General features: G+C 73.1%; 25 protein-coding genes. 8 read left to right on the forward strand and 17 right to left on the reverse strand.

Translation table 11 applies throughout. The features are described from left to right. Positions 1 to 2 precede the first annotated feature (2 nt). Positions 3 to 980: a zinc-binding dehydrogenase gene (locus ABZ396_RS25275; RefSeq protein ID WP_358916254.1), complete on the reverse strand. Its 978-nt coding sequence runs from the start codon at positions 978 to 980 to the stop codon at positions 3 to 5. Between the two features lie 135 nt (positions 981 to 1,115). On the opposite strand from ABZ396_RS25275, the gene ABZ396_RS25280 reads away from it, so the two are divergent. After that, positions 1,116 to 1,460, forward strand: coding sequence for a helix-turn-helix transcriptional regulator (locus tag ABZ396_RS25280; protein ID WP_358916252.1), 345 nt, complete (start codon positions 1,116 to 1,118; stop codon positions 1,458 to 1,460). A gap of 174 nt (positions 1,461 to 1,634) precedes the next feature. On the opposite strand, the gene ABZ396_RS25285 is transcribed toward ABZ396_RS25280, so the two are convergent. The 14 genes from ABZ396_RS25285 to ABZ396_RS25350 all read right to left on the reverse strand — a co-directional run bounded on the left by ABZ396_RS25285 (position 1,635) and on the right by ABZ396_RS25350 (position 14,838). Continuing rightward, positions 1,635 to 2,180, reverse strand: coding sequence for an HD domain-containing protein (locus ABZ396_RS25285; RefSeq protein WP_358916251.1), 546 nt, complete (start codon positions 2,178 to 2,180; stop codon positions 1,635 to 1,637). 5 nt (positions 2,181 to 2,185) lie between these two features. After that, positions 2,186 to 3,025, reverse strand: a complete 840-nt coding sequence (locus ABZ396_RS25290; RefSeq protein ID WP_358916249.1) for an inositol monophosphatase family protein — start codon at positions 3,023 to 3,025, stop codon at positions 2,186 to 2,188. After that, the gene (locus ABZ396_RS25295) at positions 3,022 to 4,242 is read right to left on the reverse strand and encodes an alpha-D-ribose 1-methylphosphonate 5-triphosphate diphosphatase (protein ID WP_358916248.1); all 1,221 of its coding nucleotides are present in this window, start codon (positions 4,240 to 4,242) and stop codon (positions 3,022 to 3,024) included. Before ABZ396_RS25295 ends, ABZ396_RS25290 begins: the two co-directional genes overlap by 4 nt. Beyond that, positions 4,239 to 4,976 carry an ATP-binding cassette domain-containing protein gene (locus tag ABZ396_RS25300; RefSeq protein ID WP_358916246.1) on the reverse strand — a complete coding sequence of 246 codons (738 nt, stop codon included), beginning with the start codon at positions 4,974 to 4,976 and terminating at the stop codon, positions 4,239 to 4,241. The genes ABZ396_RS25295 and ABZ396_RS25300 overlap by 4 nt, the downstream gene beginning before the upstream one ends. Before the next feature lie 5 nt (positions 4,977 to 4,981). Then, positions 4,982 to 6,841: an alpha-D-ribose 1-methylphosphonate 5-phosphate C-P-lyase PhnJ gene (locus ABZ396_RS25305; RefSeq protein WP_358916244.1), complete on the reverse strand. Its 1,860-nt coding sequence runs from the start codon at positions 6,839 to 6,841 to the stop codon at positions 4,982 to 4,984. Then, the gene (locus ABZ396_RS25310) at positions 6,838 to 7,956 is read right to left on the reverse strand and encodes a carbon-phosphorus lyase complex subunit PhnI (protein WP_358916242.1); all 1,119 of its coding nucleotides are present in this window, start codon (positions 7,954 to 7,956) and stop codon (positions 6,838 to 6,840) included. The genes ABZ396_RS25305 and ABZ396_RS25310 overlap by 4 nt, the downstream gene beginning before the upstream one ends. Beyond that, a complete protein-coding gene (gene phnH / locus ABZ396_RS25315) occupies positions 7,956 to 8,579 on the reverse strand; it encodes a phosphonate C-P lyase system protein PhnH (protein WP_358916240.1) in 624 nt (207 codons plus the stop codon). Before phnH ends, ABZ396_RS25310 begins: the two co-directional genes overlap by 1 nt. 2 nt (positions 8,580 to 8,581) lie before the next feature. Continuing rightward, positions 8,582 to 9,016: a phosphonate C-P lyase system protein PhnG gene (gene phnG, locus ABZ396_RS25320; RefSeq protein ID WP_358916238.1), complete on the reverse strand. Its 435-nt coding sequence runs from the start codon at positions 9,014 to 9,016 to the stop codon at positions 8,582 to 8,584. After that, positions 9,013 to 9,771 carry a GntR family transcriptional regulator gene (locus ABZ396_RS25325; RefSeq protein ID WP_358916236.1) on the reverse strand — a complete coding sequence of 253 codons (759 nt, stop codon included), beginning with the start codon at positions 9,769 to 9,771 and terminating at the stop codon, positions 9,013 to 9,015. The genes phnG and ABZ396_RS25325 overlap by 4 nt, the downstream gene beginning before the upstream one ends. Positions 9,772 to 9,898: 127 nt before the next feature. Beyond that, the gene (phnE, locus tag ABZ396_RS25330) at positions 9,899 to 11,851 is read right to left on the reverse strand and encodes a phosphonate ABC transporter, permease protein PhnE (protein ID WP_359185958.1); all 1,953 of its coding nucleotides are present in this window, start codon (positions 11,849 to 11,851) and stop codon (positions 9,899 to 9,901) included. A 4-nt stretch (positions 11,852 to 11,855) separates the two neighbouring features. Next, the gene (gene phnC / locus ABZ396_RS25335; RefSeq protein ID WP_358916232.1) at positions 11,856 to 12,662 is read right to left on the reverse strand and encodes a phosphonate ABC transporter ATP-binding protein; all 807 of its coding nucleotides are present in this window, start codon (positions 12,660 to 12,662) and stop codon (positions 11,856 to 11,858) included. After that, positions 12,647 to 13,603 (reverse strand): phosphate/phosphite/phosphonate ABC transporter substrate-binding protein, encoded by a 957-nt coding sequence (locus tag ABZ396_RS25340; RefSeq protein WP_358916231.1) that lies wholly within the window; start codon positions 13,601 to 13,603, stop codon positions 12,647 to 12,649. The genes phnC and ABZ396_RS25340 overlap by 16 nt, the downstream gene beginning before the upstream one ends. Before the next feature lie 312 nt (positions 13,604 to 13,915). Further along, complete coding sequence (locus ABZ396_RS25345; RefSeq protein ID WP_358916229.1) at positions 13,916 to 14,260, reverse strand: MazG-like family protein; 345 nt, start codon at positions 14,258 to 14,260, stop codon at positions 13,916 to 13,918. Positions 14,261 to 14,292: 32 nt separating this feature from the next. Further along, positions 14,293 to 14,838 carry a DoxX family membrane protein gene (locus tag ABZ396_RS25350; protein ID WP_358916476.1) on the reverse strand — a complete coding sequence of 182 codons (546 nt, stop codon included), beginning with the start codon at positions 14,836 to 14,838 and terminating at the stop codon, positions 14,293 to 14,295. A gap of 121 nt (positions 14,839 to 14,959) precedes the next feature. On the opposite strand from ABZ396_RS25350, the gene ABZ396_RS25355 reads away from it, so the two are divergent. From ABZ396_RS25355 to ABZ396_RS25365, 3 genes are all read left to right on the forward strand, one after another. Beyond that, positions 14,960 to 15,286, forward strand: coding sequence for a nuclear transport factor 2 family protein (locus ABZ396_RS25355; RefSeq protein WP_358916227.1), 327 nt, complete (start codon positions 14,960 to 14,962; stop codon positions 15,284 to 15,286). 55 nt (positions 15,287 to 15,341) lie between these two features. Further along, positions 15,342 to 16,337: an aldo/keto reductase gene (locus ABZ396_RS25360; RefSeq protein WP_358916474.1), complete on the forward strand. Its 996-nt coding sequence runs from the start codon at positions 15,342 to 15,344 to the stop codon at positions 16,335 to 16,337. A 288-nt stretch (positions 16,338 to 16,625) separates the two neighbouring features. Next, positions 16,626 to 17,801 carry a D-alanyl-D-alanine carboxypeptidase gene (locus ABZ396_RS25365; RefSeq protein ID WP_359185965.1) on the forward strand — a complete coding sequence of 392 codons (1,176 nt, stop codon included), beginning with the start codon at positions 16,626 to 16,628 and terminating at the stop codon, positions 17,799 to 17,801. Positions 17,802 to 18,039: 238 nt separating this feature from the next. On the opposite strand, the gene ABZ396_RS25370 is transcribed toward ABZ396_RS25365, so the two are convergent. After that, positions 18,040 to 18,798, reverse strand: a complete 759-nt coding sequence (locus ABZ396_RS25370; protein ID WP_358921765.1) for an SDR family oxidoreductase — start codon at positions 18,796 to 18,798, stop codon at positions 18,040 to 18,042. 96 nt (positions 18,799 to 18,894) lie between these two features. Then, positions 18,895 to 19,896: a Gfo/Idh/MocA family oxidoreductase gene (locus ABZ396_RS25375; RefSeq protein WP_358921766.1), complete on the reverse strand. Its 1,002-nt coding sequence runs from the start codon at positions 19,894 to 19,896 to the stop codon at positions 18,895 to 18,897. A gap of 167 nt (positions 19,897 to 20,063) precedes the next feature. On the opposite strand from ABZ396_RS25375, the gene ABZ396_RS25380 reads away from it, so the two are divergent. The 4 genes from ABZ396_RS25380 (at position 20,064) to ABZ396_RS25395 (ending at position 24,389) form a co-directional block, all read left to right on the forward strand. After that, positions 20,064 to 21,419, forward strand: coding sequence for a multidrug effflux MFS transporter (locus ABZ396_RS25380; RefSeq protein WP_358921768.1), 1,356 nt, complete (start codon positions 20,064 to 20,066; stop codon positions 21,417 to 21,419). After that, positions 21,416 to 22,552, forward strand: coding sequence for a serine hydrolase domain-containing protein (locus ABZ396_RS25385; protein ID WP_358921879.1), 1,137 nt, complete (start codon positions 21,416 to 21,418; stop codon positions 22,550 to 22,552). The genes ABZ396_RS25380 and ABZ396_RS25385 overlap by 4 nt, the downstream gene beginning before the upstream one ends. Beyond that, positions 22,549 to 23,547, forward strand: a complete 999-nt coding sequence (locus ABZ396_RS25390) for a small ribosomal subunit Rsm22 family protein (RefSeq protein ID WP_358921770.1) — start codon at positions 22,549 to 22,551, stop codon at positions 23,545 to 23,547. Before ABZ396_RS25385 ends, ABZ396_RS25390 begins: the two co-directional genes overlap by 4 nt. Positions 23,548 to 23,645: 98 nt before the next feature. Beyond that, a complete protein-coding gene (locus ABZ396_RS25395; protein ID WP_358921772.1) occupies positions 23,646 to 24,389 on the forward strand; it encodes a bifunctional DNA primase/polymerase in 744 nt (247 codons plus the stop codon). Position 24,390 lies beyond the last annotated feature (1 nt).

Raw genomic sequence — 24,390 nt, forward strand, 5'->3', positions numbered from 1 at the left:
GCTCAGTCGGCGACCCGCAGCAGCAGCTTGCCCGTGGAGGTACGGCCGCCCATCAGCCGGTGGGCCTCGGCCGCTTCGGACAGGGGGAACTCCGCGGTGACCGGAAGGCTCACGGTGCCGTCGGTGACCGTACGGAAGGCGCGCTCGACGAGTTCGCGCAGCGCCTCGGGCGCCGACCGGGCGAGCAGAAGAATCGCGAAGCCGGCGACGGAGCGGCCCTGCGCGTAGAGCTCGGGCTGTCCGACGTGCCACGGCTCCGCGCCGCTCGCGTTGCCGAAGGAGACGAGACGTCCGAAGGGTGCCAGCGTGTCGAGTCCGCGGCGGAGGGTGTCGCCGCCCACCGGATCGAGGATCAGGTCGACGCCCCTGCCGCCGGTGGCGTGGCGGACCCCGTCGGCGAAGGAGTCGGCGGTGAACACCTCGTCGTAGCCGTACTTGAGGGCGTGCTCGGACTTGGTGGGGGAGGAGACCACGCCGTACACAGTGCCCGCGCCCGCCGCACGGGCCAGCTGTCCGGTCACCGTGCCGACGCCGCCCGCGGCGCCGTGCACCAGCACGTTCTCTCCGGCGCGCAGGCGTCCCACCTCGTGCAGGAGGGCGTGTGCGGTCGGCAGCACGACGGGCAGGGCGGCGGCGGTCCGCAGGTCCAGGCCCTCGGGGAGCGGGAAGACCGTGACGGCTTCGGCGACGACCACCTCCGCGTAGGCGCCGTGGAGGACCATCGCGGCGACTTCCTGCCCTGGCTGCAGCCCTTCGACGCCCTCGCCGACGGCCCGGATCCGCCCGGAGACCTCCAGACCCGGGCGGAACGGCAGCGACGCCACCCGGTACCCCTCCGCACGCGACTTGAGGTCGGCGAAGTTCACGCCCGCGTAAGCGGCGTCGATGGTCACCTGGCCGGGCCCGGGTTCGGGGGTCTCGGCCTGTACGACCTTCAGCACCTCGGGGTCGCCGTACTCCTGAAACTCGACTGCACGCATCCGCGGACAGCCCCCTTCGATCGAGTGTTCAATGAAAAGCGAACAGTGGAACTGTAAGATGCTCATCGAACACTAGGCAAGTGGCCGAGGCGCTCCACAGCGGTTCCGGCGCGGATGTGCGGCTGGGAGAGGGGCATGGCGAAGCGGGGCGAGAGCGGCGGGCACCGGGCGGCGCCAGTGCACACGGATCCTGAGGACGTCTCCGTCCTGACCGCGCTGTCCGCGGTGGCCGACCCCGTACGCGTTCAGCTGATCCGTGAGCTGGCCGGTTCGGCCGAGTGGACGCGCAGCTGCGGCAGCTTCGACGTGCCTGTCGGCAAGGCCGCGCTCAGCCACCACTTCTCGGTGCTGCGCGGCGCAGGTCTGGTCGAGCAGCGCGACGTGGGGCCCAAGCGGGTCAACAGACTGCGGCGCGAGGAGTTCGACGCGCGCTTCCCCGGGCTGCTCGATCTGCTGCTGCGCGGTGACGGGGGCGACTGACCGGAAGGAACGGATGGGCGTGCTCCCGGTGGTCGGTTGTGAAGTGTGGTGCCTGTCGGTCGAGTGGTGCTTCGTTCAATTCCCGCCCCTTCCGGCCGTGGCCGAGCATCGTCCGGCCTCGGCCACTCACGGATGCCCCGGCCCGGGCCTGCGGACGACCCTGCCCGACCCCAGTCAGGACCGGCCGGTCTGCCCCGCCACCCACCGCTCGTACGCCGCCACCAGCTCAGCCGCCCCCAGCACCGCCCCCTCCGGGTCCTTCGCCGTGTCGTCCCAGCGGCGCAAGGCCACCGCGTCCTCGGCCATCGGGTGGGCGGCGAAGGCAGCGGCCTCCTCCTCGTTCATGGGGCCGCCCTGGACCTTCAGGGACGCGATGGACGCCGGGCTGAGCAGGGCGTGGTAGGCGGGGTCCGTGGCCACGAGGTAGCGCTTGGCCGGGACGTGCTGGGCGATGATCCAGGCCGCTCGCTCGCTCAGGTGCCGGCGGGCCCACTCCGCGCCCGCCAACTCGTGGGGCAGGCCCGGGTGTTCGGCTCGTACCGGCTTCGCCCTGCCGATGTCGTGCAGCGCGGCGGCGACCACCAGTTCGTCGTCGGCGCCGGCCGTCACCGCCAGGTGGGCGGTCTGGAGTGCGTGCGTGCGCTGGTCGACCGGTTCTCCGCCGTAGGGGAGGCCCGCGAGGCCGTCGATGAGTTCGGCCAGTCGGTCAGTCGTGAGCATGCCTGTCAGCCCTCTGTCTTTGAATGGTCACCGCGGATCGCCTCCGCCAGTTCCTCCGCCAGTCGGGGCGTCGCCGCCACCACCCCCGACCAGCGGCGGCTGAGGTCGGTGTCCAGTTCCAGGGGCCGCCCGTGTACGTCGATCACCGCGCCGCCCGCCGCCGGAACCGTCAGCATGGCCGCCGCCAGGTCCATGATCCGGTGGGTGTCGGAGCCGGCGTCGGCGAACGCGTCCGTGGAGCCCTCGGCGACCAGGACCGCCTCCAGGCAGCTGGTCGACAGGATCCGGATCCGGGCCGCCCGCTCGGCCACCCGCCACCAGGCGTCGGCGATGTGCCGCTGGGGTCGGAGCAGGCTGATGGCCGCGCCGTCGAGGTGCTCGCGTCCGTTCGTGCGGTACGCCGACGGCTGCCCGGCCACCGTGTGCCAGCAGCGGCCGGTCTCCAGCCAGCAGGTGAGTGCCTCGACGGGCGTGCCGTCGACGGCGATGACACCGGCGAACGCCGACAGCGGGACGCCCGCCGTCGCGTTCGCCGTTCCGTCCACCGGGTCCGTCACCAGCGTGACCGCCGAGCCGTTGTCGATGCTGCCCAGTTCCTCGCTGAGCAGGTTGATCCGGTGCGAGGACACGACCTCCGCTATGGCGGTGTCGACCAGGATGTCCAGCCGTGTCGTCGGCGTTCCGTCCGCGCCCATCTGGACCTTCTCGGCCAGCTGGGCGCGGTCGTAGCGCTCGCGGGCGGTGCGGAAGGCGGTGACGGCGGCCTCCGTCGCCTGCGCGAGGGCCGGGTGGACGCCCGGCGGCAACTGGGGTGCGGGGACCGGCCAGTTGATCTTCTCGCTCATACCGACTCCTCCGATACGACAATGGTGCGGTCCCGGAGTACCGCGGCGACGACCGGCCAGGGGCGGCCGGGCGTGGCGAGGACGAGGTCCGCGCGCTGCCCCGGAGCCAGCCTGCCCCGGTCCGGCAGCCCGGCCACCTCGGCCGCCCCGGCGGTCACCAGTGCGACCGCGGCGGGCAGGGTGGCCAGGCCTTCCGCGGCGAGCAGCATGGCCGCCGCCAGCAGGCCCGACGGCAGGTAGTCCGAGGCGAGGGCGGTGACCAGGCCGCGGGCTACCAGGTCCCGGCCGGACGCGTTGCCGTTGTGGGAGTTGCCGCGCAGGACGTTGGGGGCGCCCATCACGGTGGGCATGCCCAGGTCGCGGGCCGCCTCGGCGGCGGCGAGCGTGGTGGGGAACTCGGCCACCGCGCCGCCGCGTTCGCGCAGTGCCGCGATCTCCCGCGCCGAGCTGGGGTCGTGGCCGAGGAGGCGGACGCTGCCCGCCGTCGCCCGTTCGCCGAGGTAGGCGAGCGCCTCCTCCCGGATGTCCAGGCGGCCGTCCCGGTCCTCGATCAGCTGGTCCACGTGGTCGCGGGCCTCGTCCTCCGGCATGCCCCGCGTGCCCATCAGGTACCGCTCGTAGTAGCGGCGGTCGGCGTACTGGCCCTGTCCCGGCGTGTGGTCCTCGTGGGAGACGAGGGCGACGCCGTCGACCGAGTCGAGGCGGCTGCGCAGCGCGGCCAGACCCTCGGGGCAGCGCACGTCGAGGCGGTGCAGGATGCGGTGGTCCACCATGCCGTCCGTACGGCCCTCCACCACGCGGCAGATCTGCTGCGCGGTCTCGACGCTGCGGGACAGCCCACGGCCGTGGCTCTGCTCGTAGGCCGCGCCGTGGAACGCCGTGGTGACACCGGCCGCGCGCAGCTTGCCCTCGAAGGACAACAGGGCGAATTCCAGGGGGAGTTCGGCACCGGGGCGGGGCAGCCGTTCCTTTTCCAGGCCGTCGCTGTGGACGTCCACCAGGCCGGGGAGGCAGAGCAGGCCCTGGCCGTCGACGTCCGCCTCCACACCGGCCGGGTGTGGTTCCACGGCGGCGATACGGCCGTCCCTGACCGCGATCAGCGCGTTGTCCATGACGCGGTCCGCGAGGACGGCCCGGACGTGGCCCAGCACGTAGTCGGCGGGCGGGGCGCCCAACGTCCAGCCCTGAGCGAGGGGTTCGGCGAGGCCCGTACTCATGCTGCTTCCTCCAGTGTCTCGGCGGGGGTGCCCTGGCGGGTGATCCGGCCGTCCCGGACGAACACCACGCGGGAGGCGAGCCGCCGGATGGCGTCCATGTCGTGGAAGACGGCGAGGACGGCGACACCCTGTCCGGCCAGGGAGTCGACGAGTTCGAGGGCGGCCTCGCGGTTGGCCGGGTCCAGGGCCGAGACCGGTTCGTCCAGGAGCAGCAGCCGCGGCGGTTCCACGGTGCCGGCGGCCAGGTTCACCCGCTGGCGTTCGCCGCCGGACAGGACACCGCAGTCGACGTCCCACAGCGTCTCGTCCAGCTTCAGCCGCCGCAGTGCCGCCGCGGCCGCCTCGCGCGCCTCGCCCCGGTCGAGTCCGCGCCGCCGGGCCACGGCGGCGACCACCTCCAACGGCCCCGTACGCGGCGGCGCGGCCAGGAACTGCGAGACATAGCCGAACTCCCGGCCGCGCAGCCGCACCATCTCCCGGTCGGGCAGCTCGGTCAGTTCGACGGGACCCGCTTCGGTGCGCAGTCGTACCGAGCCGGAGTCCGGCAGATACGTGCGGTAGACGCAGCGCAGGAGCGACGACTTCCCCGCGCCGCTGGGGCCCGCCAGCGCCACGTGCTCACCTGCGCGGACGTCCAGGTCCACGCCGCGCAGTGAGGGGACCGTACGGCCGTCGATGCTGTGCAGCGTGAAGGACTTGCGCAGCGCGCGCACCGACAGGACGAGATCGTTCACCTGGCTCACCTCCGGGCCGCGGCGACCAGCCGCTGGGTGTAGGGGTGGTGCGGGTCGTGGAAGAGCTGGTCGGTCAGGCCCTGTTCGACCACCCGGCCTGTCTGCATGACGAGTGTGCGGTCGGTCAGCGCCTCGATGACGGAGAAGTCGTGGCTGACCACCACGGCCGCGACATCGCGCTCGGCGAGCAGACTCCGCAGCAGGTCGAGCACGCCCGCGGCGACCGACGCGTCGAGACCCGTGGTCGGCTCGTCGAGCAGCAGCACGGGCGGCTCGGTGGCCAGCGCCTTGGCGATCTGGACGCGCTGCCGCATACCGCCGGAGAAGGTGCGCACCGGGTCGTCCATCCGGCCCAGCGGCACCTCGACCCGGTCGAGGAGTTCGGCGGCCCGGCGCCGGATGGCGTGGTAGCCGCGCCAGCCCGCCGCCGTGAGACGCTCGGCGATGTTGCCGCCGGCCGAGACGCGCAGGTCGAGTCCGGCGGCCGGGTCCTGGTAGACGACGCCCATGGTGTCGATCCGCAGTTCCCGCCGTACGGCGGCGGGCAGTTCGAGCACGTCGGACGCGCCACCGGCGACGGAGGCCAGCTGGACCCGGCCCGCTGTCGCCGGCTCGTCGCCGACCACACAGCGCAGCACGGTCGACTTGCCGGAGCCGGACTCGCCGATCACGCCGAGTGCCTCGCCCGGGGCCACGTCGAAGGTGACGTCCCAGGCCGCGACCACCGCACCGGTGACCGGGCTGATCGCGGTGCCGTGCTCAGGGCCGGTGCCGGGGACCGCCGCCGCGCCGCCCGCGCCGTGCACCTTGCCGATGCCCTCGACGCGCAGCGCCCACTCGGGGCCGCCCGCCACCGGCATCCGGCGCGGCGCCGCTTCGGGGCTTTCCTCGGATGGTGGCGTGGCGTGGCGGGCCCGCGTTCGCGAGTCGGGCAGCAGGGCCAGGGGAGCCCGGCGCCGATGGGCCGCCGTGTCGGCGTCGCCGTCCTGCACCCGCGCGCACCACTCGGTGTCGCTGCACGCGAAGTCGCCCTCGGTGCCGGCGTCCACCAGGAAGACGTCGTCGCTGCCGCAGAACCTGCAGCGCGCGCCGGGCGTGTGCTCGACCTCGAAGGGGACGTCGTCGAAGGTGAGCGGCCGGACGTCGGTGTGCGGGGGCACGGCGTAGATCCGCTTCTCGCGGCCCGCGCCGAAGAGGTTGAGGTGCTCGGCCTGGTGCAGCCGGGGCACGTCCCAGCGGGGGATGGGGCTGGTGGCCATGACGTAGCGGCCGCCGACCAGGACCGGGTAGCCGGTGCTCGCGGTGATCATGCCGTTGCGGACGATGTCCTCGTACAGGCTGACCCACATCGCGGAGTAGTCGTGCTCGGCGTGCATCCGCGCGCATTCGGCGACCGACTTCTGCACCCCGCGCAGCGGTTCGGGCACCGGCACCTGGTAGACGAGTACGTGCCCGGCTCCGAGGGCGTCCTCGGGGACGCGGTGGCGGGTCTGTACGACGGTGGCCTCGCGGGTGTCGGCCGACTCGCCGGAGCCGGTGGTCTGCGCGATGAGCCGGCGCAGGTTGGTGGCGTTCACCCCGGCGTCGTCGCCCTGGTCGATCACCTTGACGGTGTCGTCGGCGCCGATCACCGCGAGGGTGACCTGGAGGCCGCCCGAGCCCCAGCCGCGGGCCACCGGCATCTCCCGGGAGCCGAACGGGACTTGATAGCCGGGCACGCAGACCGCGGTGAGGCAGGCGCGGCGGATCTCACGCTTGGCGTTCTCGTCGAGCAGCCCGGGAGGCGGGGTGTCCGCGTCGGCCTCGGCGACCAGGGCGCCGATCGCGGAGGTCGCGGAGGTCGCGGAGGTCGGGGCCGTCGTCATCGGCAGTCCTTTCCGGTGGGCCCGGCGATCCGCGCGGGCGGTTCGTCGCCCGCCTCGGCGGCGGTCCGCATGGCTTGCTTGCGCTCGACCATCGAGCGGAACGTGACGTAGTGGGGGAGCTTCAGATGCTCCAGGAAGCCGCCGGAGTCGAGGCCGTCGACCGTCATCAGCAGCAGCTGCTCCAGCGGGCCGCTGCGGCCGAACCGGCGGTTGGCGATGTCCAGGTTGGCCATGGCGATCGCCTTGCGCTCGTTGTGCCCGAAGCACAGCCCGTAGCCGACGTCGAAGCGGGTACGGTCCTCCTCGGCGCCGTCCAGGTCCTCGATGGCCTCGGCCTCGGTGACCCTGAACTCGCCGACGGCGACGGGGTTTCCGGTGTGCGGGTGTCGGACGCGCAGTGGCAGGCGGCCGTGGCGCAGCTCGCCCAGAGTGATCTCGTGGACGTCCCCGTCCGGGCCGAGGATCGAGCGGTACCAGAGCGCCACCAGGGCGCCGGTCTCGGAGCGGGCCATGGCCGCGAGCACGGCTGAGCGCGCGGCGGGCGGCCGGGCGGGCTTGCGGGTGATGTCGTGCGGCTCCGGGTCGTCGTGGGCCGGCTGCTCCTCGACCAGCTCCAGCTTGCGCAGCAGATCGAGGAAACGGCGCGGTCGGCGCTGCTCCTTGGTGCGCTCGACGGCCTCCCCGGAGGGCTCCGACGACGGCTCCCCCGAAGGGCCGTCCGGCTGCTCAAGCAACCGGCCCGTGTAGTCGGACGTACGGCCGAGCAGTTGCGGCCCGTCCGGGGTGCGGAACGCAGGCACGATCCGGCGCAGGATCGTCATCTCGTCCGGGTCGACCGGCTCGCTGACCGCCAGCCGGGGCAGCGTGGACCGCTTGGCCCGCAGCAGATGCGAGGCCTCCAGCGTGTCCCCCTCGGCTTGCCGGAAGGCGGCGGCCGCGGTCGGCTCGTCGTAGAGCCCGGCCTCGCCCATCACCCGGTCGACGGCCAGCCGGAACCGGGCGGTGATCTGCCCGGTCGACGCCCATGGCGCGGGCGCGTGGTCGCGCTTGCGGCGGACCAGGTCCTCGGCGGCGAGGATCGCCTCAAGGCCGCCGCGTGCTCCCGAGTACCCCATCAGTTGTCCTCCTCTACGACGGCCGTACTGCGTGGCAGGCCGAGCAGCCGCCCGTCCGGTGCGGCCATCAGCAGGTCGATGCCGGCCGGGAAACCCGCGACCGCTTCCGCCCGTGCCTCGACGAACCCGTCCGGCAGCCCGTCCGGCGCGACCACGAGGTCCCCCGGCACTCCGGGGCCCGACAGCCGCCACTTCCGGGGCCCGCCGTCCAGCGCGGACACCGGCACGCACAGCAGGGCACCGTCCTCGGGCGCCTCGGCACTGCCCCGGCGCAGCCGCCGTATCTCGTCCGCTGCGACCGGGCGGACGGCGGCGACCAGCCGGGCGTCCGGCAGCGGTACGGCGGGCGCGTTCGTCGCCACGGCCACCACCTCCGACCAGCGCCCCGAGCCGTCCTCCAGGACGCAGAACCCGGTACCGAGGTCGGCGAGCGCCAGCAGCGGCAGCAGGGCGGCGGGCACCGGGCCCGTCAGTTCGGCCGGCAGGCGGGTGGTCGAGCCGGGCCGGGCCAGTGCGTCGAGTACGGCGCGGAACACACGCTGGGCCTGGGCCGGTGCGGGCTTCGCGGCGGTCACCAGTTCCGCGGTCCGTACGGCCGGGGGCATCCGTTCTGCTTCTGCCACGGTCACGTCAGCTCCTCGAACTCGACGACGGTCGGGGCGAGTTCCGCCCACTCCTGGCCCTCGCGCTCCGCCCGGCGGTGGGCGACCCGCTCGCACAGCCGGTCGATCTCGGCGGCCCGGGGCCTGCCGGACTGCACCTCGGCGTCGAGCACGGCGGCGGCCAGTACGGCCGCGCGGTCGTCGCCGAGCCGCATGGCCCAGCCCCGGTGACCGGCGAGTTCCACCTCGGCGCGGCAGGCCAGCACATCGCCGAGCAGGAACCGCTCGGCGAGGACCGGCTCACGCACCTGGGCGGTCACACAGCCGACCTCGGGCGCCACCAGGACACGGACACCCGTGCCGTCCTCCAGACAGGCGTCGGCCAGGGCGATGAGCTCCTCCCGTTCCGCCTCCGCCAGCAGGGCGCACCGCTGCTCCCTACTCACCACGTCTGTCACCGTCGGTTTCTCCTTGTCGTCTCCGGTGTCGCCCCCACGAAGGGCTGTTCGTCGAGTTCGACCACGACGCGCACCGCGTCCGCGCGGGTCCAGGCGCGGCTGCACATCAGGACGGTGCCGGTGTCCTCGTCCCGGCTGACGCTCTCCACCAGCCACGCGGGCAGGCTGCTGTCCATCCGCAGGGCGCGCAGCACCTCGGCCGGCGGGACGTCGATGCTCACCCGGCACCAGGCCCGCACCGGCCGCACCCGCAACATCTGGCGGAGCACGGTGTCCACCGACTCGACGGCGTGCAGGGCCAGATCCAGGTCCGGCACCTCGTCGACCGGGATCCACTCGTGCACCCAGGAGGCGAGAAGGTCGTCGATGTAGAACTCCCTGACCACCTCGTGCACCGGCACCCCCGCGGGGCGTTCGAACCGGTCCACCAGATCGGCGGGAAGGGTCGTCCGGCACACCGACTTCACCAGGGCGCGGGGTGTGGCGCCGGCCGCGGCAATCGTCGTCGACCAGGACGGCGGGGCGCTGCGCGAGATGACGTAGTCGATCCGGCGGTTGACGAAGGTGCCCGAACCCTGGGTCCGGCGCACCACGAATCGGCGTTCCAGTTCCTGTACGGCGGCCCGGGCGGCCGCCCTCCCGACACCGAACCTGCGCGCTATGTCGGCCTCGCTGGCCACCCGCGTGCCGCGGGCGCAGCCGTCGAGTTCGGCCGCCAGCTTGTCCGCGATCTCCAGATACCTGGTCGCACTCACACCACGAAGGATGGTCCACCGACTCGTCCGGACAAGTTGCCGCCGGCCAACGGCCCCGACCCGGAAAGTGAACACTCCGGGCAGTTGTATCGCGCCTTTTGCGTCCCCTTGACCTTCGATGCGGCCGTCAGCGGACGACCCGGCGCAGCCACACCGCCAGCAGTTCCACGAGCAGCACCGTGCCGAAGACCAGCAGCAGCACCGTCGTGACGACCCCGAACTCCAGCACCCTGGAGGCGTTGAGCAGGTCGAATCCGATGCCACCGGCGCCGACGATGCCGAGCAGGGTCGCCGAGCGGATGTTGACGTCGAGCTGGTAGAGGACGTGCCCGACCAGGGCGGACGCGGCCTGCGGCAGGGTCGCCGACCAGAAGACCTGCCCGCGGGCGGCTCCCGTCGCGCGTACGGCGGCCTCCACGCCCGGGTCCACCTCCTCCAGTGAGTCGGCGACCAGCTTGCCGAGCAGGCCGACGGCACCGACCCCGAGGGCGAGTGCGCCCGCCACCGCGCCGAGGCCGGTGATGACGACGAAGACAATGGCGAGGACGAGCTCGGGGACACCGCGCACCAAGACCACGACCGTCCGGAACGCGGCGGCCGTCGCGGGGGAGGGCGACACATTGCGGGCGGCCAGCGCGCCGATGGGCAGCGCCAGCACCGCGCCGATCAGCGTCGCGGCGAGGGCGATCTTGACGGTCTCCAACAGGTCGGCCAGCAGAGTGGGGAGGATACCGCCGGTCCCGGGCGGCCAGAACAGGCCGAGCGTGTGGCCGAGGTTGCCCAGCGCCCCGAGGAACTGTGCCGGTGCGAGATCGGCGCCCCAGATAGAGACGGCCAGCGTCAGCAGGCTCGCCGCCGCGTAGGTGGTGCGCCGCACCCGCCGGGCGGTCCAGGGCGGGCTGATCCGGGCGGCAGCATCGGGGGCCGTCACCGGGGGTGCCGTGACCGTGCGCACCGGAGCCGCCGCGCCGGCGCGGACCGCGGGATGCCACCGGGACAGGCGCTGCTTCCTCCCCGAACCGGCATCCCGGAGCAACGCCCGCCGGATCGCCCCGGACAGCAGCTCGACGAGCGCGGTGCGCCGCGCCCGCCGGGCGGTCGACGGCGGGCTGATCCGGGCGGCAGGACCGGGGACCGTCACCGGGGGTGCCGTGACCGTGCGCACCGGAGCCGCCGCGCCGGCGCGGACCGCGGGATGCCACCGGGACAGGCGCTGCTTCCTCCCCGAACCGGCATCCCGGAGCAACGCCCGCCGGATCGCCCCGGACAGCAGCTCGACGAGCACACACAGCACCAGCACCACCAGCGCGAGGGCCATACCCCGCCGGTAGTCCAGCGACCCGAGCGCCCCCGCGATCGCGTACCCGAGCCCGTTGACGCCGACGAACCCGAGCACCACCGAGACCCGGAGGTTGATGTCGAGCCGGTGCAGGGCGTTCGCCACCAGGGCGGGCAGCACCTGCGGGAGGACACCCGAGACCAGCTGCTGTACGCGGCCGGCGCCGGTGGCGCGTACGGCGGTGCGCGGCCCCTCGTCGATCTGCTCGATGGCGTCGGCGTACATCTTGCCGACCATGCCCACCGAGTGCAGGCCCATGGCCAGGACGCCGGTGAGCCCGCCCAGGCCGAAGATCCGGAAGAACACGATCGCCAGCACCACGTCCGGCACGGCCCTGGCCAGCACGATGGCACCGCGCGCCGTGAACCGGGCGGCCGGGTGCGGGGTGGTGTTGCCGGCCGCGAGGACCGCCACCGGGAGGCTGAGCAGGACCGACAGCAGGGTCGCGGACACCACGACGGCCAGCGTCTGCGCGCACAGCGTCAGCAGTTCGCCGGGCGGCGGGAAGTCCAGCGGGACCATGCGCCGGCCGAAGTCGACCGCGTTCGAGGCGCTGTCCGTCAGGGTGGCCACATTGATGCGCAGGTCGCCGAAGGCCCAGCAGGCCAGGCCGAGCAGTGCGACCAGCACGAGCAGGGCGGCGGCCCCGCCGGCGCGGGGCCGCGCGAGGGTCCGCGCCACCGGACGCACCGGAGCGGGCCGGGGCGGCGACTTCGGTGCGTCCGTGGTCCGTACGGTCATGGCGTCATCCCGCCCCGCCCACGAGAACGGCCGGGGCCGCGGCGCCCAGCCGCTCGTACACGGACATGACCTCCTCGCGGGTCAGCCCGGCGGTCGGACTGTCCATCAGCACCCGCCCGCCCCGCAGCCCGATCACCCGGTGGCCCCAGGAGAGGGCGAGGTCCACCTGGTGCAGGCTGCACAGCACGGTGAGCTGCTCCTCCTCGCCGATCTCCTTGATGAGCCGCATGATCTGCGCGGAGGACTCGGGGTCGAGCGAGGCGACGGGTTCGTCGGCGAGCAGGATCTCCGGGCGCTGCATCAGCGCGCGGGCGACGGCGACGCGCTGCTGCTGGCCACCGGAGAGGGTGTCGGCCCGCTGGAACGCCTGGCCGAGCAGACCGACCCGCTCCAGATGCCGCAGGGCCTCCTGCCGTACCGACTTCGGGTAGCTGATCAGGCCGAGCCGGGGTCCGCGCAGCCGGCCGAGCGCCCCGGTGCAGACGTTCTCCAGCACGGTGAGGCTGCCGACGAGATGGAACTGCTGGAAGACGAAGCCGATACGGCGGCGCAGCCCGCGCAGTGCGGTGCCGCCGGCCCGGCCGACGTCGGTGCCCAGCACGGTGACCGTGCCGGCGGTGGCCCGCTGGAGCCCGTCGACGTGCCGCAGCAGCGTCGACTTGCCGGACCCGGACAGACCCAGGAGGACGACCAGTTCACCGGCCCGCACGCTCAGCGAGACGTCGTCGAGCGCGCGTATGTCGGGATCGAACCGCTTGCTGACCCCTTCGAACCGGACCACCGTGCCGGTCGGGGTCAGGACGCCACGCACTGCTTGTCCTTGGTGACGTCGCAGACCTTGCGGACGCCGTCGTAGAGCGAGTCGGTCACCGGGGCGAAGCCCCAGTCGCCGGCGTCGTCCACCTCGCACTTGCTGCCGGTGCAGTAGCCGTGGGCCTTGAGGTAGTCGGCGTTGGCCTTGTTCTGGAAGACGTCGGTGAGCTTCTTCTTCAGGTCCGCGTCGAGGCTGTCGCTGATCGCCACCGGGGAGCCCGGGATTACCTCGGACTTCCACACCGTGGTGATCTCGCCCTTCTTGATCTGGCCCTTCTCGATCAGCTGCTTGTCGACCATGGTGTCGTAGGCGAAACCGGCCTCGCACTGCCCGCTCTTGACCGCGAGCACCGAGGCGTCGTGGCCGCCCGCCATCACCGAGGTGATGTCCTTGTCCGGGTTGATCCCGGCGTCGAGCAGCCCGGCGCGCGGGTAGAGGTAGCCGGAGGTGGAGTTGGGGTCGACGAAGCAGACCTTCTTGCCCTTGAAGCCCTTGAGGTCCTTGATGGACGAGCCGGTTTTCACGATGCCGTAGGACTGGTAGCCGGGCTTGGCGCCCTTCGCCGCGACACCGGCCGCGATCGGGGTGGTCTTGACGCCGGAGCTGCGTGCCTGCACATAGGAGAACGGTCCGTACATGGCGATCTGGACCTTGCCGGAACGCTGTGCCTCGATGACGGCCGCGTAGTTGGTGGCGTTCTGGAACGCGATCTTCTTGCCGGTCTCCTTCTCCAGCAGCTTGATCACGGCCTGGTAGGACGCCTTGAGATCGGCCGAGTTCTCGGACGGTACGGCGGCCATGACCAGGGTGTCCCCGCCCCCGCCGTGCGCCGCCGTGGAGGAAGCCGAATCGGCGCTCTTGCCGCAGCCGGCCAGAGCGAGAACGGAGGCGGCGCCGACCGCGAGAGCACTGAGCATGCGCCGGTTCAGGTGGAACATCGGTGACTTCTCCTCAACGCCCGGGGGCGGTGTACGTCGTCGGACGACGCAAGGCTGTGGGCGGGTCGTGCCGGTGCGACGAAGCCACGGTTTCGTTCTGTCGAACGCGACGGGTCTCTTACCGCCACCCGACCGGACGACTGGCGGGTCGCACGAAGACACCGCGGCCGGTGGGCAGACGCCGCCCCGCACGGCGAGGGCGATCGGCGTTCCCGTCACGCACGGTACGCAGCCGGCTCAGCCAGGCACGCAGCCGGCTCGGCCAGGCACGCGCCGAACCCGCCGCCGCGCCCACCGGATGGTCGATGTCCCCTAGGACGCGGACGGCCCCAGCGAGCGTTCCGTCACGCGGGCGAGATGCCGCTCGAACACCCCCCGCGCGTCCGGGGTCAGCGTCCGCAACGCCACCAGCGCCGTGATCACCACATCACACAGCTCGCCCTGCACGTCGTCCCAGGTGTGGGTGACGCCCTTGCGGGGGTTCTGGCCGGTCGCGCCGATCACCGCCTGGGCGACCTCGCCGACCTCCTCGGTGAGCTTGAGCATGCGCAGTACGAGGCCGGTGTCGCCGTCGTGCGTGCGGTGGGCGTCCAGCCAGGTCCAGAGGTCGTCGATGGCGGCCCATACGTCGATGGGCGGGGTCCGCTGTTCCGTCATGAGCCCGTAGCCTGCCATGCCCGACCCGGCGGTCACTCCTCGAACAACGCCTCCTTCTCGCCCTCCCGCTGCCGCTGCAGCCGCCGGTTCCGTGCGCCGATCACCGCCGCCGTGACCGCCGCCGACACCCCCAGCGCCGCCGGGACCATCCAGCCCTGGTCGAAGACATGCCCGAACGCGTGGTCCAGGGAGAGCCGGCCCGGGCCCGCCACCGCCAGGCCCGCCGCGGCCAGGCCCAGGGTCGCCGCATGCTCGTAGCCGCCCTCCGCCGCGAAGAAGCCGTTCGGCATGTGCAGCGCGGTCGCGCCCGCCATCACGCCGGCCGCCGCGGCCCCCGCCGCCGGGGTCGCCAGGCCCAGGGCCAGCAGCGTTCCACCGCCCGCCTCCGCCAGCCCCGCCGCGATCGCGCTCTGTCTGCCGGGCGCGTACCCGACGGACTCGAAGTACTGGCCCGTGCCCTCGATCCCGCCGCCGCCGAACCAGCCGAACAGCTTCTGCGTACCGTGCGCCGCCAGCACCCCGCCGGTCCCCAGCCGAAGCAGGAGCAGGCCCACATCACGTCGTTCGTAGCAGGTCACGGTGGCTCCCATCGGCGGCAACGGATCACGGTCTCCACCGTCGCATCCGTCACACCCGAACGGCCTGTCGTCGCCGCCGTTCGGGTGGCGGCCCCGCGGCCACGGTGTGACGCTGACTCGCATGACGATCAAGACAGCCAAGCTCCGCGACCCGGCCGTCCGGGCCTTCGTCACCGCCGTCAACGCCAACGACCGCGAGCGCCTCCTGGACCTCCTCACCCCGGACGCGACCATGGCGGACGACGGCTCCGACCGGAACCTGGACGAGTGGATCGACCGGGAGATCTTCTCCTCCAACGGCCACCTCGACGTCGACAACGAGTCCAACGGCGGCCGTTCCCTGCTCGCGCACTACCGCAACGACGCCTGGGGCGAGATGCGGACCCGCTGGAACTTCACCGTGGAGGAGGACGGCCGTATCTCCCGCTTCGAGACCGGGCAGGCCTGACCACCCCCTTGCCCTCGCGTGCACTCCAACTCCTAGCGTCCTGGCCATGAACGCCATGAACGCCATGAACAGCGACAGCACCACCAGGACTCTGGGTCGTTCCGGCATCCGCGTCAGCGCGCTCGGCTTCGGCTGCTGGGCCATCGGCGGTGAGTGGCAGGACAGCTCCGGGCAGCCGCTCGGCTGGGGCAGGGTCGACGACGAGGAGTCCGTACGGGCGATCCACCGCGCCCTCGACCTCGGCGTCACCTTCTTCGACACCGCCGACACCTACGGCACCGGGCACAGCGAGCGCGTCCTCGGCCGCGCCCTCGGCAAGCGCCGGGGCGAGGTGGTCGTGGCCACCAAGTGGGGCAACGTCTTCGACGAGGAGACCCGCACCCTCACCGGCGCCGACGACTCCCCGGCCTACGTCCGCCGCGCCCTCACCGCCTCCCTGCGCCGCCTCGGCACCGACCACGTCGACCTCTACCAGCTCCACCTCTCGGACGCAGACCCGGTGCGCGCCGCCGAACTGCGCGATGTCTGCGAGGAGTTGGTCGGCGAGGGGCTCATCCGCGCCTACGGGTGGAGCACCGACGACCCGGACCGCGCCGCCGTCTTCGCCGAGGGACCGCACTGTACGGCCGTACAGAACACCCTCAACGTGCTCCAGGACGCGCCGCGACTCATCCGCGCCTGCGAGGAGGCGGACCTCGCCAGCGTCAACCGCAGCCCGCTCGCGATGGGGCTGCTCGGCGGACGGCGCGGCGGGACCTCGGCCGGGGACATCCGCAGCAGGCCGCCGGCCTGGCTGCCCGGGTTCGGGGACGGGTCCGGCGCCGATCCCGAGTGGGTCGCGCGGATCGACGCGCTGCGAGCCGTCCTCACCAGCGACGGGCGGACCCTCGCGCAGGGCGCCCTCGCCTGGATCTGGGCGCGCAGCCCGCGCACGGTCCCCATCCCCGGCTTCCGGTCCGTCGCCCAGGCCGAGGAGAACGCCGGCGCGATCGCGAAAGGGCCGCTCACCGCGGAGCAGCTGGCCGAGACCGACCGGCTGCTCGGGCGGTGAGCGGTCCGACGGCGATCAGCGTCAGTAGCCCTGGCCGCCTTCGTACCGCTGCTGCGCATACGGCTGCTGGCCGTACCCCTGGGGCTGCCGGTCGCGCTTGGTGACTCCGGTGAGTCTGTACATGGGTTCTCCACTGGGTGGTGAGTGGGGTCCCGGGGGAATCGGAAGCGGCGCCCCGGTCCAAGGGGGCCGGGTGGACTACGAGACGCTGCGCAGGGCGTCGGCCGGGCGCATCCGGGAGGTGCGCCAGCCGCCCATCCGCTGTTCGACGCGGTGTACCGTCCCGGGGTGCGCGATTCCTCCCCACTGACCAGGCGTGCCGTCCTCGGACTGACGGCCGCCGCTCTCCCCTTTTCCACGGCGACCCCTGCCTCCGCCGCCACCGTCGTGGGCGGCGAGCGCCTGGCCCGCGGTGGCATCCAGGTGCGCGGTGCCACCGGCCTCCCCAGGAAGATCACCGCCCGCGCCTGGCTGCTCGCCGACTGCGAGAGCGGGGAGGTACTGGCCTCCTTCGACGCGCACCGGCGCCTGGCGCCCGCCTCCACCCTGAAGATGCTGTTCGCGGACACCGTGCTGAAGAAGTTCGACCGGACCGAGCGCTACCGGGTCAAGGACACCGACATCTCCGACGTCCCGGCCGGCTCCAGCCTGGTCGGCGTCAAGCCCGGCATCACCTACACGGTCGAGCAGTTGTGGCAGGGCGTCTTCCTGCGCTCCGGCAACGACGCCGTGCACGTCCTCGCCCACATGAACGGCGGAATCGCGAAGACCGTCGCCGAGATGCAGGCCAAGGCGGCCGGCCTGCAGGCACTCGACACCCATGTGGTCAGCCCGGACGGCTTCGACCACAAGGGGCAGCTGTCGTCGGCGTACGACCTGACCCTCTTCGCCCGGCACGGGCTCAAGGACGACGAATTCCGGGGCTACTGCGGGACCAGGACCGCGGACTTCCCGGCGGGCGGCAAGAACACCTTCCAGATCCAGAACACCGACCGACTGCTCACCGGCTCCTGGGGACTCGGCACCTACAAGGGCCTGTTCGGCGTCAAGAACGGCTACACCAGCAACGCCGGCAACACCTTCACCGGCGCCGCCACCCGGGGCGGCCGCACCCTGCTGGTCACCGTGATGCACCCGGACAGCGGCGGCAACGGCGTGTACGAGGAGACCGCCGCGCTGCTCGACTGGGGCTTCGGCAGGGGGAGTTCGGCCCAGGCGGTGGGCACGCTGGTCGATCCGCTGAGCGAGGGTGCGGTGAGCGAGAGCCCGTCGCCGGCGACGGCCAAGGGCGCCGCGGGAGCGGCCGGGACGGGTGCGGCGGCCGGTTCGGGCGCGTCCGGACCGTCGCCGTGGCGGATCGCGGGGGGCGGGGCGGGGACGCTCGCGCTGCTGGGCGCGGGGGCGTGGACGCTGCGCCGGCGCCGGGCGGCCGCCGCCGACCCGGGTGACACACCGGCGAGTTGACGTCACGCGGCAGCCGTTCCACCCACCGGTTCGTACCCGTGGTCCCGCACCGGTCCGCCCCCACCCGGTCCGGTGGAACGGCTGCCGCCTCCCCCTCGTTGTGGTCGGCGGAACACCAGAGCCCCAACTGTGAAGTTCTGGTGGAGGAAAGTCGAGCATAGGCGCGTTACCGGCCGGAGTACCGCGGACGTTTGAATTCCGCTTGTGCAAGTTGCGAAGGTCCGGGCTGAACGGCGGTTCAGCCCCGCCCGACGTACGGCATCGCCGTCGCCAGCACCGTCACGAACTGCACGTTCGCCTCCAGCGGCAGCTCGGCCATGTGCCGCACGGTACGCGCCACATCGGCCACGTCCATCACGGGTTCCGGGGCGATCTCCCCGTTCGCCTGCAGGGCGCCGGTCTGCATCCGGGCCGTCATGTCCGTGGCCGCGTTGCCGATGTCGATCTGCCCGACCGCGATGCCGTACGGCCGCCCGTCCAGGGACAGCGACTTGGTGAGGCCGGTCAGCGCGTGCTTGGTCGCGGTGTAGGGGGCGGAGTGCGGGCGGGGCGTGTGCGCCGAGATGGACCCGTTGTTGATGATCCGCCCGCCCCGCGGCTCCTGCTCCTTCATCTGCCGGAACGCCGCCTGCGCGCACAGGAACGCCCCGTTGAGGTTGGTGTCCACGACGTGCCGCCACGCCTCGTAGGCGAGATCCTCCACGGGCACCCCGCCGGGCCCGAACGTCCCCGCGTTGTTGAACAGCAGGTCCACCCGCTCGAACCGCGCGACGGCCGCCGCGAACAGCCCGGCCACGTCCTCCGGCAGCGCCACGTCCGTGCGTACGGCGACGGAGGCGCCCTCGGGCACCAGCGCCGCCGTCTCCTCCAGCGTCTGAGGGCGCCGCCCGGCCAGCGCCACCGACCAGCCGGCCCGCAGCAGCTCCACGGCCACGGCCCGCCCGACCCCGGAGCCGGCGCCGGTGACCACCGCGATCTTCGATTGCTTGGCATTCATGGGGTCGCAGCCTAGACAGCGCGGCCCCTCAGATCACGCCCGGCAGGCGCGCCCCTGAGGTCACGCCGCGCACCCCGCAGGAGCGCCCCGGCCGGGTCACGCCTCCCCGGGGTAGCGGACGCCGATCAGCTCGCGGAGGGAGTCCAGGGTGCGCATGACCGCGAGGGTGCCGTCGAGCGGGACGAGCAGGGACTCCTTCTCGCCGGCCCGCAGGGCGCGCATGGCCTCCCTGGCCTCGTGGCGGAAGCTGCCTCGCGGGCCGTCGGCCGGGTCCGGGGCGAACTCCACCGGGTCGCGGCCGTCGCGGTGCAGCACAAAACGCTCGGGGTTGAAGAAGCCGTCCGGGATGTCGATCCGGCCGAGCGACCCGGTGACCGAGGCGGTGGTGCCGGTGCCGCCGACTATGGAGCAGTGCACCGTCGCGAGAGCACCGCTCTCCCAGGAGAGCAGGGCACCCGTCTGGAGATCAACGCCCTCCTCCGAGAGCACCGCTCGCGCCGACAGCCCGTCCGGCTCACCGAGCAGCAACTGCGCGAACGACACCGGGTACACCCCCAGGTCCAGCAGCGCGCCCCCGCCCAGCGCCGGGTCCCGCAGCCGGTGCGCCGCCGGGAACGGCCCAGCCAGCCCGAAGTCCGCCTGTATGGTCCGCACCTCGCCGATCGCCCCGTCCCCGACCAGCGTCTTCAGCCGCCGCACCAGCGGGTTGCAGTACATCCACATCGCCTCCATCAGGAAGCGGTCGTGCTCCTTCGCCAGCGCGACCAGTTCCTCGGCCTCGCGGACGTTGACCGTGAACGCCTTCTCGCACAGCACGTTCCGCCCCGCCTCCAGGCACAGCCCGGCGGCCGCCCGGTGCGCCGAGTGCGGAGTGGCGACGTAGACGATGTCGATGTCCTCGTCCCGGGTCAGCGACTCCCAGTCGCCGTACGCCCGCCCGATCCCGAACCGTTCCGCGAACGCCTCCGCCGACTCCGGGGACCGCGAGGCCACCGCCGCGATCTCCGCGTCGGGCAGATCGACCAGGTCAGCCGCGAACGCGGCCGCGATCCCGCCCGTCGCCAGGATCCCCCACCGCACACTCTGCTGCTCAGCCATCCCGGCCGCCCCACCCTCGCTCATGTGTTTCCAGGCAGTCTGTACGAGCTGAGAGCATAGGCGCCGGACATCGGCGTTCAGCAAGACGTTCGGTAAGACGTCCAGCAAGTCGCTCACCAAGGCAGGGACCAGCGAGCCCGCGACTTCACGAGAGAGCGAGGGGGGACATGCCCGAGCAGCCGGCACCGCCGACATCGGACACCCAGGACACCGCCGTTCCCACAGCCCGGGGGCCCGCCACCCCCACCCCCACCGCCCGCCGCGCCGGGCTGCTGCTGGTCCTGCTCCTCGGCGGCCTCACCGCGACGCCCCCGCTGGCGATGGACATGTACCTCCCGTCCCTGCCGGAGGTCACCCGCTCCCTGCACGCCCCCGCCGCGACCGTCCAGCTCACCCTCACCGCGTGCCTCGCCGGCATGGCCCTCGGCCAGCTGGTCGTCGGCCCGATGAGCGACCGCTGGGGCCGCCGCCGCCCGCTGCTGACCGGCCTCGCCTTCTACGTCGCCGCCACCGCCCTGTGCGCCGTCGCGCCCAACGTCGAGACCCTGGTCGCCCTCCGTCTCGTCCAGGGCCTCGCGGGCGCGGCCGGCATAGTCATCGCCCGAGCCGTCGTACGCGACCTCCACGACGGTGTCGCGATGGCCCGTTTCTTCTCCACCCTGATGCTGGTCTCCGGGGTGGCCCCGATCATCGCCCCGCTGATCGGCGGGCAGATCCTGCGGGTGACGGACTGGCGGGGCGTGTTCGCCGTCCTGACCGTCGTCGGCGCCGTCCTCACCGCGGTGGTGTGGGCGAAGCTCCCGGAGACCTTGCCGGCCGCCGACCGGCACGCCGGGGGAGCGGCCGCCGCCGTACGCGCCATGCGCACCCTGCTCGCCGACCTCCCCTTCACCGGCTACATGCTCGCGGGCGGCTTCGCCTTCGCCGCGCTCTTCGCCTACATTTCGGCCTCGCCCTTCGTCATCCAGGAGATCTACGGCGCATCCCCGCAGACCTTCAGCCTGCTCTTCGGGCTCAACTCGGTCGGGCTGGTGATCGCCGGGCAGATCAACGGCAGGGTGCTGGTCGGCCGTGTCGGCCTGGACAAGGTGCTGGGCGCGGGTCTGGTCGTGACCGTCCTCGCCGCGACCGCCCTGCTCCTCATGTCCACCGGCGTCTTCGGCCCGGTCGGCCTCGCTCCCGTCGCCACCGCCCTCTTCGTGCTGATGTCCGCGATGGGCTTCACCCTCCCCAACGCCCAGTCCCTCGCCCTGCTGCGCACCCGGCACACCGCAGGCTCCGCGTCCGCGCTGCTCGGGACCTCCTCGTTCCTGGTGGGCGCGGTCGCCTCGCCGCTGGTCGGCATCGCCGGGGAGAGAACCGCGGTCCCCATGGCGATCGTCCAACTGGCGGGGACACTGGTGGCGCTGGCCTGCTTCGTGGGAATGTGCCGTCCCCGGACGGCGCGCGGGAACACACGTGCGGGGACGGAGGATGGGGGTGCCCTCATTCGAGCGAAGTCGAGAAAGGGAGAAGAGAGCTGAGCGTACCGAGACTGCGCGTCGAGACACCGGAACGGGCCGGGCTCGACCCCGCGGAACTCAGCCACCTCGTGCGCGAAGTGCACGACCTCACCGCCGGTGAGCGGCCCTGGGCGGCCGGGACCGTGGTGGTCGCCGGGCGTGGGCCCGTGATCGCCGTGCAGCAGGCGGCCGGCTGGGCGGTGCGCTGGTCCGGGTACGACCCCGAGGCCGACGCCGGTGTCGAACTGCCGCCCGCCGCCCGGGTCCCGATGACCGTCGGCACCCGCTTCGACCTGGCCTCCCTCACCAAGCTCTTCACCGCGGTCGCCGCCGTGCAGCAACTCGAACGCGGCACCCTCGGCATCGACGCCCGCGTCGGCGCCTACCTCCCCGACTTCCGGGCGGCCGCCGTCCACGGCATCACCGTCCGCCAGCTCCTCACCCACACCTCGGGCCTGCGCCCCGAACTCCCCCTCTACGACTGCCCCGACGACGCGGCCCGCCTCGACCTGCTCCGCGCCGAGGCGCCGAGCAGCGCACCCGGCACGTACCGCTACTCGGACCTCAACATGCTCCTCCTCCAGTACGTCCTGGAGCGGATCACCGGCCGCACCCTCGACGTCCTCGTCCACGAGGGCATCACCCGCCCGCTCGGGATGACCGCCACCGACTTCGGCCCCTGCCCGGGCGCGGCGGCCACCGAGGACCAGCGACGGCCGTGGGCCAAGGCGGACCGGGGCATGCTGCGCGGTGTCGTGCACGACGAGACCGCCTGGGCGCTGGGCGGGGTCGCCGGGCACGCGGGCCTGTTCTCCACGGCCCGGGACCTGGCCGTCTTCTGCCGGGCGCTGCTGACGGGCGGCGCGTACGGCCCGGCGCGCATCCTCGGCCCCGACTTCGTGGACCTGCTGCTGAGCCCGCCCGGCCTGGGGTTCCTGCTGGACCAGCCGTGGTTCATGGGCGAACTGGCGGGCCGGGGCGCGGCCGGGCACACCGGGTTCACGGGGACGAGCCTGGTGCTGGACCGGGCGACGGACACCTTCCTCGTACTGCTGGCCAACACCGTGCATCCGCGGCGGCGGCCGGGTGACAGTGCACCCCGGGCGGCCGCGGCGACACGGCTGGCCAGGGCTGTCCATACAATCGCCGGGTGAACCACCCCCAATCCCCGGCCGACCAGCTCCGAGCCACCCTCTCCGCACTCCTCGACGGCCTTCCCCCGAAGCAGGCCGCCGGAGCCGTCGAGCGGCTGATCGCCAGCTACCGGGGGGCCACCCCGACCGACGCGCCGATCCTGCGGGACCGGGCGGACGTGGTGGCCTACGCGGCGTACCGGATGCCGGCGACCTTCGAGGCGGTACGGGCGGCGCTGGCGGCGTTCGCCGCCGCGGTGCCGGAGGGCTGGGTGCCGGGGAGCCATGTGGACGTCGGCGGCGGGACGGGCGCGGCGACCTGGGCGGTGACCGACACCTGGGCCGGGGTGCGGCCGGTGACGGTGCTGGACTGGGCCGAGCCGGCGCTGGCCCTCGGCCGGGAGATGGCCGCGGCGAACCCGGCACTGCGGGAGGCATCATGGCGGCGCTCTCGGATCGGAGCGTCGCTCACCATTGAGAGCACTGATCTCGTCACGGTGTCGTACGTTCTCAACGAACTCGACCAGGCAGACCGTGCCGCCCTCGTTGACGCCGCCGCAGCCGCCGCGCAGGCCGTCGTCATCGTCGAGGCCGGCACCCCTGCGGGCTACGCCCGGGTCATCGAGGCCCGCGACCGCCTGATCGCCGGCGGCTTCCGGGTCGCCGCGCCCTGCCCGCACAGCGCCGCCTGCCCGATCGTCCCCGGCACGGACTGGTGCCACTTCTCGGCCCGGGTCAGCCGCTCCTCCCTGCACCGCCAGGTCAAGGGCGGATCACTGGCCTACGAGGACGAGAAGTTCAGCTATGTGGCAGCCACCCGCTTCCCGGCCGCCCCGGCGCCGGCCCGGGTGGTCCGGCGACCGCAGATCCGCAAGGGCCAGGTCCTCCTCGACCTGTGCGAGGCCGAGGAGCAACTGCGACGGACCACGGTCACGAAACGGCACGGCGACCTGTACAGGGCGGCGCGGGACGCGGACTGGGGCGACGGATGGCCGCCGCCGGGCGCGGAGGCGTAAGGACGCAAGCGCCCTCACCCCTGCCTCGCGTACCCCCCTTCACGCCCAGATGGGACCATAAGGCATGCTGTCCGCACCACAGCGAGGCGAGGCGATACATGAGCGCGACGTTCGGCGGCCGGAGTGGCCGGCACGGCAAACTCTCCCAGTGGCTGCTCGGACGGCGGCCGAAGGAAGCCGCCGGCACCGACGACGACAGCCGTGCGGCCCTGCTGCTCGCCGCCGCCGAGGCGGGCCTCCCGCTGGCCCCCGCCGCGTATCCCGCCCCCGGCTACCGCTGCTCCTGCGACCGCGTCGGCTGCCCCACCCCGGCCCGCCACCCGGTGTCGTTCGCGTGGCAGACGCAGTCCACCACCGACCGCGCCCAGATCGAGCGCTGGGCCCGGCACCAGCCCCAGGCCAACTTCATCACCGCGACCGGGATGACGCATGACGTCCTGGACGTCCCCCTGGAGGCCGGCCGGCAGGCGCTGGAACGGCTGCTCGCGAAGGGCGTCGAGGTCGGTCCGGTCGCCGAGAGCGACGACGGCCGCATGCTGTTCTTCACCCTCACCCGCGGCACCCCCGAGGACGAGGACGAGTGGTGGCCGTGCGAGCTGGACTGCCACCCCGAGACCATGGACGAGCACCCGGGCCTGCGCTGGCACTGCCGGGGGTCGTACGTCCTCGTACCGCCCGCCCGGCTGCCCGGTGACGACGACCGGGGGGTGCACTGGGTGCGCGGCCCCGAGCACGCGCTGCCCGACCCGCTGACCCTCCTGGAGATCCTCACCGACGTCGGCGCCCGGCATGCCGGTGCCGAGTCCGACCAGGTGGGCGCGGCCTGGCCGCCGCGGCGGTAGC

This window comes from Streptomyces sp. NPDC005866 (assembly GCF_040629895.1).
Taxonomy (GTDB): Bacteria; Actinomycetota; Actinomycetes; order Streptomycetales; family Streptomycetaceae; genus Streptomyces.